The 16569-nt window shown below is 60.5% G+C and carries 17 protein-coding genes and 2 tRNA genes; 10 read left to right on the forward strand and 9 right to left on the reverse strand.

Going from position 1 to position 16569, the window contains the following annotated elements:
* Window position 1: 1 nt before the first annotated feature.
* Genes virB5 through WDB91_RS04650 form a run of 3 tightly spaced genes read right to left on the reverse strand, consistent with a single transcriptional unit; the run spans window position 2 to window position 1963 of the window.
* Entirely contained in the window at window positions 2-715 is a 714-nt protein-coding gene (gene virB5, locus WDB91_RS04640) for a P-type DNA transfer protein VirB5 (protein WP_339113983.1), read from the reverse strand.
* 22 nt (window positions 716-737) lie between these two features.
* Complete coding sequence (locus WDB91_RS04645) at window positions 738-1211, reverse strand: hypothetical protein (RefSeq protein WP_339113984.1); 474 nt, start codon at window positions 1209-1211, stop codon at window positions 738-740.
* On the reverse strand, window positions 1211-1963 hold the full coding sequence (locus tag WDB91_RS04650; RefSeq protein WP_339113985.1) for a helix-turn-helix domain-containing protein: 753 nt from the start codon (window positions 1961-1963) through the stop codon (window positions 1211-1213). Before WDB91_RS04650 ends, WDB91_RS04645 begins: the two co-directional genes overlap by 1 nt.
* 80 nt (window positions 1964-2043) lie before the next feature.
* Here WDB91_RS04650 and WDB91_RS04655 point away from each other — a divergent pair.
* Window positions 2044-2117 (forward strand) — tRNA-Cys (locus WDB91_RS04655).
* Between the two features lie 251 nt (window positions 2118-2368).
* On the opposite strand, the gene WDB91_RS04660 is transcribed toward WDB91_RS04655, so the two are convergent.
* Window positions 2369-2444: transfer RNA gene (locus WDB91_RS04660), tRNA-Lys, on the reverse strand.
* A 146-nt stretch (window positions 2445-2590) separates the two neighbouring features.
* Here WDB91_RS04660 and dapF point away from each other — a divergent pair.
* From dapF to WDB91_RS04680, 4 genes are all read left to right on the forward strand, one after another.
* The gene (dapF, locus tag WDB91_RS04665; protein WP_339113986.1) at window positions 2591-3424 is read left to right on the forward strand and encodes a diaminopimelate epimerase; all 834 of its coding nucleotides are present in this window, start codon (window positions 2591-2593) and stop codon (window positions 3422-3424) included.
* Window positions 3421-4674 (forward strand): tRNA (N(6)-L-threonylcarbamoyladenosine(37)-C(2))-methylthiotransferase MtaB, encoded by a 1254-nt coding sequence (gene mtaB, locus WDB91_RS04670; protein ID WP_339113987.1) that lies wholly within the window; start codon window positions 3421-3423, stop codon window positions 4672-4674. The genes dapF and mtaB overlap by 4 nt, the downstream gene beginning before the upstream one ends.
* 140 nt (window positions 4675-4814) lie before the next feature.
* Complete coding sequence (locus WDB91_RS04675; RefSeq protein WP_339113988.1) at window positions 4815-6542, forward strand: tetratricopeptide repeat protein; 1728 nt, start codon at window positions 4815-4817, stop codon at window positions 6540-6542.
* Window positions 6539-7414 carry a 4-(cytidine 5'-diphospho)-2-C-methyl-D-erythritol kinase gene (locus WDB91_RS04680; RefSeq protein WP_339113989.1) on the forward strand — a complete coding sequence of 292 codons (876 nt, stop codon included), beginning with the start codon at window positions 6539-6541 and terminating at the stop codon, window positions 7412-7414. The genes WDB91_RS04675 and WDB91_RS04680 overlap by 4 nt, the downstream gene beginning before the upstream one ends.
* Before the next feature lie 10 nt (window positions 7415-7424).
* On the opposite strand, the gene WDB91_RS04685 is transcribed toward WDB91_RS04680, so the two are convergent.
* Window positions 7425-8426: a polyprenyl synthetase family protein gene (locus WDB91_RS04685; RefSeq protein WP_339113990.1), complete on the reverse strand. Its 1002-nt coding sequence runs from the start codon at window positions 8424-8426 to the stop codon at window positions 7425-7427.
* Window positions 8427-8489: 63 nt separating this feature from the next.
* Here WDB91_RS04685 and WDB91_RS04690 point away from each other — a divergent pair, with 63 nt between their 5' ends.
* From WDB91_RS04690 to WDB91_RS04700, 3 genes are all read left to right on the forward strand, one after another.
* The gene (locus tag WDB91_RS04690) at window positions 8490-8702 is read left to right on the forward strand and encodes a DUF2007 domain-containing protein (protein ID WP_339113991.1); all 213 of its coding nucleotides are present in this window, start codon (window positions 8490-8492) and stop codon (window positions 8700-8702) included.
* Complete coding sequence (locus WDB91_RS04695; protein ID WP_339113992.1) at window positions 8702-9457, forward strand: methyltransferase; 756 nt, start codon at window positions 8702-8704, stop codon at window positions 9455-9457. The genes WDB91_RS04690 and WDB91_RS04695 overlap by 1 nt, the downstream gene beginning before the upstream one ends.
* Window positions 9458-9580: 123 nt before the next feature.
* Window positions 9581-9748, forward strand: coding sequence for a YdcH family protein (locus WDB91_RS04700; protein WP_339113993.1), 168 nt, complete (start codon window positions 9581-9583; stop codon window positions 9746-9748).
* A gap of 282 nt (window positions 9749-10030) precedes the next feature.
* Here the strand turns inward: WDB91_RS04700 and phbB are convergent, their stop codons facing one another.
* The 3 genes from phbB to WDB91_RS04715 form a co-directional block, all read right to left on the reverse strand.
* The gene (phbB, locus tag WDB91_RS04705; RefSeq protein ID WP_339113994.1) at window positions 10031-10753 is read right to left on the reverse strand and encodes an acetoacetyl-CoA reductase; all 723 of its coding nucleotides are present in this window, start codon (window positions 10751-10753) and stop codon (window positions 10031-10033) included.
* A 68-nt stretch (window positions 10754-10821) separates the two neighbouring features.
* Window positions 10822-12000 carry an acetyl-CoA C-acetyltransferase gene (locus tag WDB91_RS04710; protein ID WP_339113995.1) on the reverse strand — a complete coding sequence of 393 codons (1179 nt, stop codon included), beginning with the start codon at window positions 11998-12000 and terminating at the stop codon, window positions 10822-10824.
* Between the two features lie 224 nt (window positions 12001-12224).
* Window positions 12225-13064 carry an EAL domain-containing protein gene (locus tag WDB91_RS04715; RefSeq protein WP_339113996.1) on the reverse strand — a complete coding sequence of 280 codons (840 nt, stop codon included), beginning with the start codon at window positions 13062-13064 and terminating at the stop codon, window positions 12225-12227.
* Between the two features lie 185 nt (window positions 13065-13249).
* On the opposite strand from WDB91_RS04715, the gene WDB91_RS04720 reads away from it, so the two are divergent.
* The gene (locus tag WDB91_RS04720; RefSeq protein WP_339113997.1) at window positions 13250-14479 is read left to right on the forward strand and encodes a PAS domain-containing protein; all 1230 of its coding nucleotides are present in this window, start codon (window positions 13250-13252) and stop codon (window positions 14477-14479) included.
* 15 nt (window positions 14480-14494) lie between these two features.
* Here WDB91_RS04720 and WDB91_RS04725 read toward each other — a convergent pair whose 3' ends face one another.
* Window positions 14495-15037: a TlpA disulfide reductase family protein gene (locus WDB91_RS04725; protein ID WP_339113998.1), complete on the reverse strand. Its 543-nt coding sequence runs from the start codon at window positions 15035-15037 to the stop codon at window positions 14495-14497.
* A gap of 27 nt (window positions 15038-15064) precedes the next feature.
* Between WDB91_RS04725 and argH the strand changes: the two genes are divergently transcribed.
* Window positions 15065-16471, forward strand: coding sequence for an argininosuccinate lyase (gene argH, locus WDB91_RS04730; RefSeq protein WP_339113999.1), 1407 nt, complete (start codon window positions 15065-15067; stop codon window positions 16469-16471).
* Window positions 16472-16569: the final 98 nt, after the last annotated feature.

Genomic DNA, 16569 nt, shown 5'->3' on the forward strand with positions numbered 1-16569 from the left:
CTCAGTCCCCGAAATATTGGTCGACGATGTCGCGGTTCTGTTGGCTTTCCTGCAGCGTGATCTCGGTCGTGCGGCGTTCCTCGGCCTCGTCCTGCGCATCTTGCAGCATGGCCATGCCCTGCACGCGGACGACGTCGTTTTGCAGCATGGCCTGCTCGATGCCGATCCGGGCATTCAGGGCGTCAACTTCCTTTTGCGTGCTGACGCTGCCGATCTGCTGGCGAAGCCGTTCGAGGCCCTCAAGACGATCATCGGAGAGGTCGATCGTCCGTTCGCCAATCGCCCCCTTTCGGCTGGTCGAGCTGCGGATGCGGGCAAGCTCTTGCGCGTAAAAATCGTCGGCGGTGATGTCGCCGTCTTCGAGGGACGTAAACTGCTCGAACTGCTGCGCTGTCCCGGCCATGGAGCCCGAGAGATCATCAAGATCGAAATCGAAAGCAGCCGCAACCTTCTGTGCGTCCTGTCCGAGTATTTCGCGTACATCCGGGTCATTCAGAAGATCCACGACATCGCCCATGTTGGTCGCGCCGTTGATCGAGCTGTAGAGCTGCACCGCCTGCTCATACTCTTTCACCAGCTGAGCGATTTCCTGGGCGAACTGCTGCTTTTGATTTGCCAGCGCCGATGCATCGATGACCGGCACGCCCTGGGCAAAGGCCCCGCTGGATGCTGCGACACCTGCTGCCGACAGCACGATTGCAAATAGTGTTTTCATGACAGTCTCCGTGAGGCTGGTGTCAGTGGGAGGTGTGATTGGAGGCGCGTGAGCGTGCCCGCCAATGTATGGCTTGCGCATCGGCGCCCGCACGGGCGTAGAGGTCAGCCAAGATGCGGGCCGTATTGCGGTGCCTACGCCCGTGCCGCAGCAACGCGGGGCTGAGCTTGAGCGATTGCGCACAGGGCGCGACCAGAGTGCCGAACAGGATGCAGAGCAGCGCCCCGGTGCAGCCGATGCCGATCCAAACATTCGGCAGGGATGAATGCGCGAGACAGGCTTCGACCGGCTCTGCGCAGGTCGGACGAAGAACCAGCCAACTCAGGGACGCAACGGCTGCGACAGAGGCCCCACTGATCGTGATCCTCAGCGTCATCCGGGCCGTGAAGTCCGGGGCAAGACTGCCGAACGGAAGACAGGCCCGATAGCATGCGATTTGCAGGCGAACGGGGGAAAACGGCAAATCCCGATTTCTCAGCATTTTTGAAATCCGCATCACAGACCACCTCGGGCGCTTTGGGGCGGATGAGCGGAAACATGGCGCGTAAGCCGTTTCACAGCTTCGATCTGGGCCGCCAACTGGTCACTACCACGCGGCGCGGGGTGGAGGTCTGGCAACCAGAAGCCGCGCTTGCCGTCATGTCGTTCCTCGGGAAGCAGGCGCCCTAATGGTGGCAAGCCTGCTTCTTCGAGCCTGTCGCTCCACTCCCTCGCGAAGCAGATGCTGGTAGGGACGAAGCGCAGGCGCAGCTCCGACACCCGCGATCCGGCCCTGCCAGCCCCTATTTCCTTGTTTTGTTTCTTGGCTTTAGTTGGAGGACAATCCTGTCCCTCTTCGGCGGACGGGTTTGTCTCCCTTTCAGGACAGGATTGTCCCCCTTTGGCGGGGCGAAGGGAGACAATATTGTCCCGCTTTCTCTCCTCCTGCTCCTCGCGTAGCTTCTGAGCAGCAGCGTGTGATTGCTTGGACGGCACATACTCTGTCGAATGCCTCAGACCGTTCCCGTGCGTGATCTCGAACCACTTGCCCTTGAGTTCGGAGATCGCGCGCTGGACGGTCTTTTTCGTGATCCCCAAAGCCTTGGAAATCCGATCGAATGAGGGCCATGCCTTGGCCAGCCGATGGTTGTAATGTTCCAGCACAATATAGGCGGCGACCTGGATCGTGCGGGGGCTCAGCTCCTGATCTTGAACGAGCTGCGACAGCCACTGAAGCTGGATTTCGCGGAAGGGACGCAGCGCACTCATGCTGCGATTCCCGTGGAAATCTCAGGGGTATCATGTTCCCACGCGGTTCGGGCTTTGTCCTGATACTCGGGAAGACCTAAGGCGTTGATTTCGCGTGAAAGAGAGACGGCTTGCAAATCCGTGTACAGGAGTTCGATTCTCCTACTCGCCTCCAAATTCTTCATTCAATTTAGACAGCAAGAAAGATCGTAGCGGTCCGGTATCTGCTGGTTTGCGTTTGATCGGCGTAAAAATCCTGTTGCGATTGTTCGCCGGCGGGCGGCTGCGCTCAGTGCCGGTTTTTCGCGCGGTCCGACGCCGCTTGCGATCGGGGCGGATGCGCCAAGGCTGTCTGTCACGGATAGCGAAAAGGTAGAAAAACAAAAGCCTCGCTTTGGGCGAGGCTTTTTGCTTCTAGAGTGAAAGTGGTGAGCCGTGCAGGATTCGAACCTGCGACCCACTGATTAAAAGTCAGTTGCTCTACCAACTGAGCTAACGGCCCACTTTCTTTCGTTTCCAACCGGTTCGCTGTGTGCTTCCCTGCTGGTGTGGGCGCCTTCTACGGTCCTAGACGGGGGGCGTCAACAGCGAAATTCAAAAAAAATGAGATCTCTGGAAAAAACTTCTCGGGCAGCGTATATCGCGCCCATGGAAAACGCGTCTTTACCCCAGTCCTCACTGGCCTTCATGAAAATGCATGGTCTTGGAAACGATTTCGTCGTGATCGATGCCCGTAATGGTGCCGATCCGGTGACCCCTGCCTTGGCCGAGGCCCTTGCAGACCGGCATCGCGGGGTGGGCTTTGACCAGCTCGCCCTGATCGGCCCCTCGCAAGAGGCCGATTTCCATCTGAAATTCTATAATTCGGATGGCTCTCTCTCGGGCGCCTGTGGCAATGCCTCGCGCTGTGTTTCCGACTGGATGATGAAAGAACTGGGCAAGGACCATGTGCGTTTCACTACCGATCGTGGTCAGCTGGAGGCGAAGCGTGCAGCCAATGGACTGGTCTCGGTCAATATGGGGGCGCCGATTCTGGACGCTGCGATGATTCCCTTTGACGGCGATCCGCAAGCGACGGGGATAGAGGGCGATCCGGTGGCTGTGGGTATGGGCAATCCGCATTGCGTTTTCTTTGTCGAGGATGCCGAAAAGGTCGCGCTGGAAAGCTGGGGCGCCGAGATGGAGCATCACCCGGGCTTCCCGGAGCGCACCAATGTCGAGTTTGCCTCCGTCACCGGCCCCGACCATCTGCGGATGCGGGTCTGGGAGCGCGGGGCAGGGGTGACGCTTGCCTGCGGCTCGGGCACCTGTGCGACTGCCGTGGCGGCGCATCTGCGTGGTCTTACGGGGCGTCGGGTGATCGTTGATGTCGATGGCGGCCGCCTCGAGATCGACTGGCGCGAGGATGGCGTCTGGATGACCGGCCCCACCGCTTTCGTGTTCCGCGCCGAACTGACCTCTGATTTCCTGGGTGCCCTATGAAACCGCCTGTCTTTGCCACGCTTGGTTGCCGCCTGAACGCCTATGAGAGCGAGGCGATGAAGGAACTCGCGGCCGCGGCAGGCGTCGAGGGCGCTGTTGTGGTGAATACCTGTGCGGTCACGGCCGAGGCCGTGCGCAAGGCCAAGCAGGAAATCCGCCGTCTGGCGCGCGAGAATCCCGACGCGCCGATCATTGTGACCGGCTGTGCCGCGCAGACCGAGCCCGAGACATTTGCCGGTATGGCAGAGGTGACCAAGGTCATCGGCAATCACGAGAAGATGCTGCCCGAGACATGGGCGCAGATGCGTGTGCCCAACCTGATCGGCGAGACCGAGAAGGTGCAGGTCGATGATATCATGTCGGTCAAGGAGACAGCGGGTCATCTGATTGACGGCTTCGGCCGCCACCGCGCCTATGTGCAGGTCCAGAACGGCTGCGATCACCGCTGCACCTTCTGTATCATCCCCTATGGCCGCGGCAATTCGCGCTCCGTGCCTGCGGGGGTCGTGGTCGAGCAGATCAAGCGTCTGCGTGACCGCGGATTCAACGAGGTGGTGCTGACCGGTGTCGATCTGACCTCATGGGGGGCAGATCTGCCGGGAGAGCCGCGCCTGGGCGATCTGGTGATGCGCATCCTCAAACTTGTGCCGGATCTGCCGCGTCTGCGGATTTCCTCGATCGATTCCATCGAGGCCGACGAGAACCTGATGCTGGCGATTGCCACCGAGCCGCGCCTGATGCCGCATCTGCATCTGTCGCTGCAGGCGGGCGATGACATGGTGCTCAAACGCATGAAGCGCCGCCATCTGCGTGACGATGCCATTGCATTTTGCGAAGAGGCGCGCAGGCTGCGCCCCGGTATCGTTTTTGGTGCAGATATTATCGCCGGTTTCCCCACCGAGACCGAGGAGATGTTCCAGAACTCGTTGAAACTGGTCGAGGAATGCGGGCTCACCTTCCTGCATGTCTTCCCCTATTCGGCGCGCAAGGGCACGCCTGCGGCGCGGATGCCCGCAGTGAATGGCACGGCGATCAAGGATCGTGCGCGGCGTCTGCGCGAGGCGGGGGACCATGCACTCGGGGCGCATCTTCAGGCGCAGGTCGGGCGCGAGCTGGTGATCCTGACCGAGGGGCCGCAGGCCGGACGTACCGAGACTTTCACCGAGGTGCATTTCGACACCGATCAACCCGAGGGCACCATCCTGACCGCAACAATCCGCGGCCATGACGGAAAACGCCTGCTCGTATGACGCCTTATCTCCCCGCTGCCCCCTCGCGCCGGTCAAGAAAGCGTGTTCTGCCGCAGCGATAGCTTGGCGGCGTGGCACGGCTCATTGCGTATGGTGTCCTACGCGGCTAGGATTTGGGGAACACGAGAGAGGACATATCCATGCCGTTTCGAATGACGCCGGTTCGCGCGTTGGCCTTTTCAATCGCCGCGCTGCAGGCGCCGATGGCTTTTGCCGCCGATGCACCCGATGCCGCAGGTGCCTATCTCGCCGCGCGGGCTGCTACTGCGGATAATGATTACCAGACTGCAACGAGCTATTATGCCCAGCTGTTGCAGAAGGGGATCATCGATCGCGGTGTGGCGGAATCCTCGATGACGGCGCAACTGGTGCTGGGGGATTTCGACAAGGCCGTCGAGATCGCCAATCAGGTTGCGGCAACGGATGCCGATGCGGCCGATAGCCAGCCGGTCTTTCTGGTGCGTCTGGCGGATGCCGTGCGCAATGATCGTTTCGACGAGGCGTTGAAACTGGTCGATAGCACCCAGAATATCGGGCCGCTCTTCACCCAGCTTTACCGCGCATGGGTCTATGTGGGCCAAGGCAAGATGACGGATGCGTTCGATGCTTTCGATCAGGTTGCCAAATTGCCGGGCCTGCAGGGCTTTGCCGAGTATCATAAGGCGCTGGCCATGGCGCAGGTGGGCGATTTCGAGAGCGCCGACAAGATCCTCTCGGGCGAGGCATCCGATGCGATCCACGCGACCCGCCGCGGCGTGATGGCCCATGTCGAGGTGCTGTCCAATCTCGACCGTAACGCGGATGCGGTAGCGCTTCTGAAATCGGTCTTCGGGGATGCGCTCGATCCGCAGCTTGCCGCGCTGAGTAAACGTCTGGAGGATGGCGAGACGCTGCCCTTCGATGTGGCCACCAATGCGCAGGAAGGTGTGGGCGAGCTTTACTATTCCATCGGTGCGGCGCTTTCGGGCGGCGATGTCGAGGATGCGGTGCCGCTTCTGCATGCGCGGATCGCGCAATGGCTGAACCCGCGCAATGCCGATGCCACGCTGCTGGCGGCCTCGGTGCTGGACCAGCAGGAACAATATGATCTGGCGATTGCCACCTATGACCAGATCGATGCCGCGAGCCAGCTGCATTACGCCGCCGAGCTTGGCAAGGCCGAGACCATGATGCGCGCCGGCCAAGCCGACGAGGCGATCAAGACCGTGCAGGCCGTGGCCGAAGCCGATCCCGAACTGCGCGGGGTCTGGGTCTCGCTGGGCGATATGCTGCGCCGCGAGGAGCGGTTCGGCGAGGCTGCCGAGGCCTATCAAAAGGCGCTCTCGCGCATCCAGACGCCCGAGCCGCGCGACTGGTTTGTCTATTATGCCGCCGGTATCTCGGATGAGCGGTCGGACAAATGGGACCGTGCCGAAGGCGAGTTCCGCAAGGCGCTCGAGCTCAATCCGGGCCAGCCTTCGGTGCTGAACTATCTCGGGTATTCCTATGTGGAAAAAGGCGAGAACCTCGAAGAGGCGCTGAAGATGATCCGCGAGGCGGTGAAAAACTCGCCCGATTCCGGTTATATCATCGACAGTCTCGGCTGGGCGCTCTTCCGTCTGGGCCGTTACGACGAGGCGGTGACCGAGATGGAGAAGGCCGCCACGCTGGAATCCGTCGATCCGCTGGTCAATGACCACTTGGGCGATGTCTACTGGGCCGTGGGCCGCAAGCGCGAGGCACGGTTCCAGTGGAAGCGCGCCATTGCCTTCGGTCCGGGCGAGGATGTGGATATGGACCGTGTGCAGCGCAAGCTGGATATGGGGCTTGATGCGGTGCTCAAAGAAGAGGGCGCAGCGCCCCTGAAGGCACAACCGGCGGTCCAATGACCCTGTCCGGTATCGCGCCTGCCAAGGTCAATCTGTCGCTTGCGGTGACGGGGCGTCGGGCGGATGGCTATCATACGCTCGAGAGCCTCGTTGTTTTTGCAGGGTTTGGCGACCGGCTGGAGGTGGCGCCGCATGAGGCGCTGGTGCTTGAGGTCGATGGCCCCTTTGCCAGAGGTGTGCCGGTCGACGGGCGCAATCTGGTGCTGAAGGCCGCGCATCTGTTGCAGGAAAGAACGGGCTGCCGGAAGGGTGCGCGGATCACGCTGACCAAGACCCTGCCGCATGGTGGCGGGATCGGGGGAGGGTCATCCGATGCGGCGCTGGCGCTGAAGCTCTTGGCCGAGCTGTGGGATGTGCCGCCGCTAAGCGCCGGGGAGGCGCTGGCCCTTGGGGCGGATGTGCCCGTGTGCATGCAGGCGCCGCAGCCCCAGATCATGCGCGGCATCGGCGAGTTGCTGGTGCCCGCACCGGTTCTGCCCGATAGCTGGCTGGTGCTGGTCAACCCGCAGATCGAGACGCCGACAGGGGCGATGTTCAGGGCTCTGGCGCGCGAGACGGGCGTCGCCCCCGCGCCTGTCCTTCATGTGCCGCCGGGGATGGGGTATGAGGATTTCGCGCTCTGGCTGGCCGCGCATGGCAACGATTTCGCAGATGTCCTGACGGACGCGCAGGGGCCGGAGCATATGCCCCAGATCGCCCTGATCCTCGAGGCGCTGTCATTGCAACCGGGCTGCCTGATGCAGAACCTTTCGGGCTCCGGCAGCACTTGCTGGGGGCTCTTTGCTACGCGGACGCAGGCCGAGACCGCAGCAGAGACGCTGGCAAATGAAAAGGCCGGCTGGTGGGTCCAGCCGGCGCAGATGTTGTCCTGAAGGCGGCGCCTTAGCGCACGCGGGCCACGACGTAATCGGCCAGATCATCCAGCATGGCGCGCAGCGGATGGTCGGGCAGAGCGCCGAGTGCGGCGCGGGCGCGGTCGGCCCAGACGATCGCGGCATCGCGGGTGGCCGCCAATGTGCCATGTTTGGCCATCAGCGCCATCGCCTGCTCCAGATCACCGTCCTGCTGGTCACCTTTCTCGATGACACGGCTCCAGAAGGCGCGCTCGGTCTGATCGGCGGCCGCCACGGCCTTGATGACCGGCAGGGTCAGCTTGCGCTCGCGGAAATCATCGCCGGTATTCTTGCCGATAACATCGGTCACCCCGCCATAATCGAGCAGGTCATCGACCATCTGGAAGGCAATACCCAGCGCATCGCCATAATCGAACAGCGCCTTTTCCGAGGCCGGATCGGCTTCGGCCAGAACACCGCCCACCTGGGTCGCTGCCGAGAACAGCGCCGCGGTCTTGCCACGGATGACCTGCAGGTAGATGTCCTCGGTGGTCGCCAGATCCTGCGCCGCCGTCAGCTGCAGCACCTCGCCCTCGGCAATCACGGCCGAGGCATTCGACAGGATGCCCAGCACACGCATATTGTCGGGCTCGGTCATCAGCTGGAACGCACGGGCAAAGAGATAATCGCCGACCAAGACGCTGGATTTGTTATCCCAGAGAAGGTTCGCGGTCGGGCGGCCACGACGCTGCGCGCTTTCATCGACCACATCGTCATGCAGAAGTGTCGCGGTGTGGATGAACTCGACGGTGGCGGCCAGATGGACGTGATAGGGGCCGTCATAGCCGCAGATCCGCGCGGCAGCCAGTGTCAGCATCGGGCGCAGGCGCTTGCCGCCCGCCTCGACCAGATGCGCGGTCACTTCCGGAATGCGCGGTGCGTGTTTCGAGGCCATCTTGGTGCGGATCAGGGCATTCACCGCCTCCATATCGCCGGCGAGAGCCTGCGCAAGCCGGTCATGCGGTTTTACTGCCTTGTCGTCGAGGCTCATCTTCCTTGTCCTTCCCGCTCTCCCCATCTCGACAGGCACGGGGCCGGACGGTAATGAGGATGGATGAAAGAGCTTCTGCGCACGACAAATCCCGTGAAATTGGCCTTGGCCAAAGCCCTTCTTACCGGCGAGGGTATAAACAGCTTTGAAATGGACGTCCATATGAGCGTGCTCGAAGGCAGCATAGGTATTTTGCCGCGTCGTCTTATGGTCACGGATGGGGATCTGGCGCGGGCAAGGGTGGTGCTGGACGATAACGAGATCGGCTCGGACTGATGTTTGCCCCCGAAGATCTGAGCTGCGATGATTTCATCGGTGGGGCGCTGCGAATCTACCAGCCGCGTTTCGGCTATCGCGCGGCAATGGACCCGGTGCTGCTGGCGGCGGCCTGTGGCGCGCAGGCGGGCGAGAGCGTGTTGGAGCTGGGCTGCGGGGCAGGGGTGGCAAGCCTGTGTCTGGGGCGGCGTGTGGCGGGGCTCGATCTGCACGGGCTGGAATTGCAGCCCGTCTATGCCGATCTGGCGCGCCGCAATGCGCAGGCCAATGATCTGGAGTTTACCGTGCATGAGGGCGATCTGGAGCAGATGCCCGCTGCGCTGCGGCAGATGAGCTTCGATCATGTCATCGCCAACCCGCCCTATTTTGCACCGCAGAACGGGACCGCGGCGCGAGATGCAGGTCGCGAGACGGCCCAACGCGAGGCGACTCCGCTTTCCGAATGGATCCGCCAAGGGCTGAAACGCCTGAAACCCTCGGGCCATCTGGTGCTGATCCAGAATGCCGACCGGCTCGATGACATCCTGTGTGCCCTGCATGGGCGGTCTGGGGCGATTCGGATTCTGCCGATTGCGGCGCGTCAGGGGCGTGATGCGGGGCGGGTGATCGTGATCTCACGAAAAGGTGCGAAAACGCCACTGAAGCTGCTGGCGCCTCTGGTTCTGCATGCACGCGCACATCACACGGGGGATGCCGAGGACTTGAGCGAAGTTGCGCAGTCCATACTGCGTATGGGGCAAAAATTGCCGATATGACTTTAACATTTTCGCAATAATTCGCCACTCAATCTGGAGGTAAGCCCACAAGCACGACAAACTCGTGACAGAAACGAAAAAACGTGCTGAACTGTAAGGGCTCAAACAGAGAGGAGACTGCCCATGTCGCTCAGTTCGCATATCACCGAACTCCGCAAGAAGCACCAGGCTCTGTCCGCCGAGGTTGAGCGCGCGACTCGAAATCCTGGCTTCCCCGGGCTGCAAATTGCCCAGATGAAGAAGCAGAAACTGCATATCAAGCAGGAGATCGTGCGTCTCGAACAGGCGTGACCTCACTGTTGTAGCCCGATCCTTGGGCTGCAGCGCAGCACGTTAGCGAGGACACACGGGATCCGCAGGATCAGCTGGCCAGCACCGTGGACCTCAACCCCAGACCCTATCCATGATGGCCCGTAGACACGGGTCGGGATGTCAACGACAGTGATCGGCAGCAGCGTTTGCCGAGCAGCCCCTCTGTGCCTTCCGGTCGAGAACGGGCCGGAGCTTCCGAGGGACCCCAAAAGGAAAAGGCCCGCGCGTGACGGGCCTTTTTCATGTGCGGTATCCAAGGCTTCAGGACAGATACTGACCGCCATTCGCGGAGAGCGTCGAGCCGGTGATGAAGCTTGCCTCGTCGGAGGCGAGGAAGACCACGGCTCGCGCGATATCTTCCGGCTCGCCCAGACGGCCCACAGGGATGGTGCCGATGATGGCCTCGCGCACCTTTTCCGGCACGGCCATAACCATCTCGGTCGCGATATAGCCCGGGCAGATGACGTTGACGGTGATGTTGTTGCGCGCGCCTTCCTGTGCAAGTGCTTTGGTGAAGCCGATATCGCCCGCCTTCGCCGCCGAGTAATTGGCTTGCCCGAACTGGCCTTTCTGGCCATTGATCGACGAGATGTTGATCACGCGCCCGAATTTGCGCTCGCGCATGCCCGGCCAGAGCGGATGGGTCATGTTGAACGCGCCCGACAGGTTGGTCCCGATGACCTGATCCCATTGATCTTTGGTCATTTTATGGAACGGTGCGTCACGCGTGATGCCCGCATTGTTGACGAGGATATCCACGGGACCCAAATCGGCCTCGACCTTGGCGATCCCTGCGGCGCAGGCATCGTAATCGGCAACTGACCATTTATAGGTCGGGATGCCGGTCTCTTCGGTAAATTTGGCAGCGGCCTCGTCGTTACCGGCATAATTGGCGGCAACGGTATAGCCTGCGGCTTTCAGAGCCTTGGCGATCGCCGCGCCGATACCGCGGGATCCGCCGGTCACGAGTGCAACTCTGGGCATTCTTTTCCTCCTGGGCCGGTTCTGGCCCTTATAGTCTGTCCGTTATAATTCGTAGTGCGGTTGAGGGCTCATAGCCCTTCAAGGCACATTGCCACGCCCATGCCGCCGCCGATGCACAGCGTGGCGAGGCCTTTTTTGGCTTTGCTGCGCTTCATCTCGAACAGCAGGGTGTTCAGGATACGGGCCCCGCTTGCACCGATCGGGTGACCGATTGCGATTGCGCCGCCATTGACGTTCACCTTGGAGGTGTCCCAGCCCATATCCTTGTTCACGGCACAAGCTTGGGCGGCAAACGCCTCATTGGCTTCAATCAGGTCCAGATCTGCGGCCGACCACCCTGCCTTTTCGAGCGCCTTGCGCGACGACGGAATCGGACCACAGCCCATGATCGAGGGATCCAGGCCAGCCGTTGCATAGGAGGCAATTCGCGCCATCGGGGTAAGTCCACGTTTCTCGGCCTCTTCCTCGGTCATCAGTAGAACCGCAGCGGCGCCGTCGTTGATTCCCGAAGCATTCCCGGCCGTGACCGTACCGCCGTCGCGCATGAACGCGGGGCGTAGCTTCTGCATGCTCTCGATGGTGGCACCGTGGCGGATATATTCGTCGGCATCGACGATGATCTCGCCTTTACGGGTCGAGATCGTGAAGGGGATGATCTCGTCCTTGAACTTGCCGGCCTTCTGCGCAGCTTCAGCTTTCTGCTGTGAGGCGAGGGCAAATTCGTCCTGCATCTCGCGGCTGATCTTCCATTGGGCGGCGACGTTCTCCGCTGTCTGGCCCATATGGTAGCCGTTGAATGCGTCCCACAGGCCATCCTTGATCATGGAGTCGATCATTTTCATGTCGCCCATCTTGGTGCCCGAGCGTAGATGGGCGACGTGGGGCGACATTGACATGTTTTCCTGTCCGCCCGCGATGACAATGGAGGCATCGCCCAGCATGATATGTTGTGCCGCCAGCGCGACCGAGCGAAGGCCGGAGCCGCAGACCTGATTGATGCTCCATGCCGCCGACTCGATCGGCAGACCGGCGTTAATATGCGCCTGACGCGCAGGGTTCTGGCCCTGGCCGGCCGTGAGGACCTGTCCCAAAATCGTCTCGCTGACATCCGCCTTGTCGATGCCTGCACGCTCGACGACGGCCTCGAGGACAGATTTGCCAAGGTCTTGGGCTGGAACGTCTGCGAGCGATCCGTTGAAGCTGCCAACTGCGGTGCGTGCAGCCGAAACGATGACGACATTGGTCATTATTCTTTCCTCCTGAGAAGCGATTTCTATCGCGCTTGCATCGCAGGATGCCGTCTCGCAGGAGGAGGTCAAGTGTCAATCGTAAAGATTTCAATGATTTTTTGAAATATTGTTTTTCAGATGATGGCAAGAACGATCTGCTCGGTAAACCTTGCCACACAAGGACCGCGTCAGAGAAAATATCTGCAACAATGCAATTTCAGGACAAATACGAGTTAAACCGTTCACGCACGCATTCTGCCCGCCGGGGGCGTCTTCCAAGGTGGCATAATTGTTGGCGCTCCGAAATAGTAACCTTGCATGCAATCGACACCCAATGAGGTCAAAAATGCGGCATCGTCGCAGTTCTCGACAGCTTCGGCGACGGTGAACATCTCGAAATGCCGCGCAACCGACATCAGCGCCTCGGTCAGAACCTGATTATCGGGGCTTTCGGCGATGCCTTTGATGAACTGGCCATCAATCTTGAGAATATCGAAATAGAACTCGCGCAGGTAACGGAAAGACGTGTAGCCCGCGCCGAAATCATCCAGTGCAAAGGCAACGCCACGCGCCTGTAGATCCTGCATGAAGACGGTGACCAGTTCCGGCATCTGCATCGCCGAGCTTTCGGTTATTTCCAGAATCAACCGCTCGGCAACCGTTTCATCGGCGGCCAGCCCTTTGTTCAGCGTCTTCATCCAGTTCGGATAGCCGATCGAACGCGCCGACATATTGATGGACAGGCGAAGCCCGTCATTCTCACGCAAGGCGATCAGGCCTGCCTCAAGCGCGAGGCAGTCCAGCTTGCGCCCGAGCGAGGTATTCTCGACCGTTTCGATGAAATCTTTGGCCGGAATGACACGGCCACGCTCGTCCAGAACACGGATCAGGCCTTCGTAAAATGCTATCTGATCGGGCCGCGAGGTCTGGACGACGGGCTGGAACGCGAGCACGACGTCGTGCCGTTCGACTGCACGCTCCACCATAGCTATGGTATTCTTGTCACGCTGGGCAATCGCGAAGGAAAGCGGGCTTTCGGACGAATGGTCGGTATCGAGATCGAGATTAGAATCGCTTTTCATCTTTTGCGCTCCGTCAGTGGACCGTGTGAGATTGCAACTTTAGGGCTAAGATTTTGTAAATAGGAATTTTCTCTTACCTTTATGGTAAACGGATCCTGAATGTCTGTGTGCTCAGCGGCGTAAACCAAACCGTAACCGCAATCGGCATATGGTGCCTGCAGATCCACGCAAAAGGGCATTGGTTTATGAACGCGCAGACCGGTTTTTCGACGACTCACGAGAGTGAGGCCCCGTTCGGTTTTGATGAACTGTTTTATTCTCGCACCGATACGCGCGGTGTCATTCAGGCGGGGAACGATGTCTTCCAGCGCGTCGCTGGTTTCTCGTGGGACGAGCTGATCAACGCCCCCCATAAGGTTGTTCGCCATAAGGATGTGCCCAAGGGCGTGTTCTGCATCATGTGGGACTCGATCCAGAAGGGAAACCCGATCGGGGCCTATGTGAAGAACCGTTGTAAAAATGGTGATTATTACTGGGTTCTGGCTGTAATTCTCCCAATTGAGGGGGGGTATCTCAGTGTGCGTCTCAAGCCGTCGAGTGATGTGTTCCAGCGGATCAAGGAGATCTATCCGCAAATCGTGGAGCGGGAGCAACGTGAGGGGCTGACAGCGGAAGACTCGGCAGATCTGCTGCGCGAAGAGGCCGCCACTCAGGGGTTCTCGAGCTATACGAGCTTTATCGCCTATGCTCTGGGGCAGGAGCTTGCAAAGCGTGATGACCGGCTGAAACGTACCGCAGACCGCCGTACCCGTATACTTGCCGAGATGAACCATGCGCTTGAGAAGGCGACCGAACAGCAGGTGAAGCTGCTGCGCAGCTTCGAGGCGCTGCAATCCGTTCCGAACAATATGCGAATCGTCGCTTCGCGGATGGAGCCTTCGGGCGGGCCGGTATCGGCGATTTCCGAGAATTACAAAGCGAGTTCTCAGGTTATTTCGCAGCGTCTGGCAAGTTTCGTCGGCGGTAGCGACAATATGTGCGAGCGGCTGTCCCGCGAGGTCGCGCGTGTCCTCTTCCTGATCGGTTGTAACCGTGTCATGTCCGAGATGGTCGTGAATATCGATAAAAGCGTTCCGGTCCCGCAGATTGACTGGATGGAGGAGCAGGCACTTCTGAACCGCCTCGAGGCGAAATGCACCGATGATGCTCGGGCAGCCATGTCACGCGCCGTCGGTTACGCGGCCGAACTCAATCGCGCCAGTGCCGATATTCGGCGCCAGATGCTGGGCCTCGACACGATCCGCGTGCTCGGGCGCGTGGAATGCGGCCGGATGCGGGATGTCGGTGGTCTTTCGACAACGATCGACCAGCTTGATTCCTTCCATGCCGATATCAAGGAACGGCTCGAGGCGATCATGCAGCTTTCCGAGGTCATCGAAAATGCGATGTCCTCCTATATGCGCAGCACCGCCTGATACAACCCCTTAGATCTACTCTGAAACAACGGCGCGCAGAAATGCCTGCGCGTCCGTGCCGGACCAGTCGGCGCCGCCGATGAGCCGTGCTACTTCCTGCCCCTCGCGATTGATGATAATCGTTACCGGCAGGCCCAGCACCCCTAAGGACCGTGCGGCCCGTTGGGAGCGGTCGGTATATTTCGGCAGGCTTTCGACCCCGATATCGGCAAAGAACCGGTCGATCTTCTGCGCCGAATTTCGTCCGCTCGCAACCGTGACCACCGACAGATCATCCCCACCCACCGATCTCTGCAGGTTTTCCAGTGCCGGCATTTCCTCGCGGCAGGGAACGCACCATGTGGCCCAGAAATTCAGCACGACCACCTTTCCCCGGTAGTCTGCGAGATGGTGCGCTTGGCCCCCTTCATCCTCGAACGCCACATCCGGCAGGCTGATCGGCGCGTCATAGGTCACCAGTTTCTGCATCTCGCCGGTTTTGTACTGATCGAGCTCCGCAGCCATCGCCGCATTTGCACCAAGCGCGAGGGCCGTATAAAGGACGAGGGACCGCAGCATTTTGCCTCCAGATGACAGGGCCGAAAGATGACCGAACAGACCAGCGAACCGAAATCCTCCAACGCAATGTGGGGCGGGCGTTTCGCCGCAGGTCCCGACGCGATCATGGAGGCGATCAATGCCTCGATCGGGTTTGACCAGCGTCTTGCCGCACAGGATATCCGGGGTAGCCGGGCCCATGCCGCGATGTTGGCCGCGCAGGGTATCATCACTGATAACGATGCAAGCGCCATCAGGGAAGGTCTTCTCACCGTTTTGTCAGAGATCGAAGAGGGGAAGTTCACCTTCTCCACAGCGCTCGAAGATATCCACATGAATGTCGAGGCGCGGCTGAAAGAGATCATTGGCGAACCAGCGGGCCGCCTGCACACCGCGCGTTCGCGCAATGATCAGGTTGCGACCGATTTCCGCCTTTGGGTGCGCGATCAATGCGACGCAGCAATCAACGGGCTTGACGGGCTGATCAAATCGCTGATCGGTCAGGCCGAAGCTGGCGCCGATTGGGTTATGCCGGGCTTCACCCATCTGCAGACCGCGCAGCCGGTCACCTGGGGCCATCACATGATGGCCTATGTGGAGATGTTCGCGCGGGATCTGGGCCGGTTCACCGATGCCCGCAAACGTATGAACGAATCACCTCTGGGGGCGGCGGCGCTGGCTGGCACCGGGTTCGATATCGATCGCCATGCGACCGCGAAGGCGCTCGATTTCGACCGTCCGATGGCCAATAGCCTCGATGCGGTATCGGATCGTGACTTCGCGCTCGAATTCCTCTCGGCGTCCTCGATCTGCGCCGTGCATATGAGCCGTCTGGCCGAGGAGTTGGTGATCTGGTCCTCCGCGCAGTTCCGTTTTGTCGCAATGTCGGACAAATGGTCGACGGGTTCCTCGATCATGCCGCAAAAGCGCAATCCCGATGCGGCCGAGTTGATCCGCGCCAAGATCGGCCGTATCCTCGGTGCGACAGTGGCCCTCTTTACCATCATGAAGGGCCTGCCGCTCGCCTATTCCAAGGATATGCAGGAAGACAAGGAGCAGGTGTTTGATGCCGCCGACAACCTCATGCTGTCGCTGGCGGCGATGGCGGGCATGATCTCCGATCTGACCGTCAAGACCGACAAGCTCGAAGCGGCGGCATCGAGCGGCTTTTCCACCGCGACCGATCTGGCCGACTGGCTCGTGCGCGAGGCGGGTCTGCCCTTCCGCGACGCCCACCATGTGACCGGCACTCTGGTTGCAATGGCCGAGGACAAGGGCTGCGATCTGCCGGATCTGACGCTTGCCGATATGCAGTCGGTCAATGCAGCTATCACCGAGGACATTTTCACGGTGCTGGGTGTGCATAACTCTGTTGCCTCGCGGATGTCATATGGTGGCACCGCGCCCGCGCAGGTGCGCGCCCAGATCACCCGTTGGAAAGAGGCGCTGGCATGAAGGCTGCACTTGTCCTAGCGCTTCTGGCGCTGGCGGCCTGCGGGGTCGAAGGTCCGCCGGTCTCGCCTGCCGAAGCACAGCAGAACCAATAATATCAG

The sequence above is a fragment of the Thioclava sp. GXIMD2076 genome, from assembly GCF_037949795.1.
Taxonomy (GTDB): domain Bacteria; phylum Pseudomonadota; class Alphaproteobacteria; order Rhodobacterales; family Rhodobacteraceae; genus Thioclava; species Thioclava kandeliae.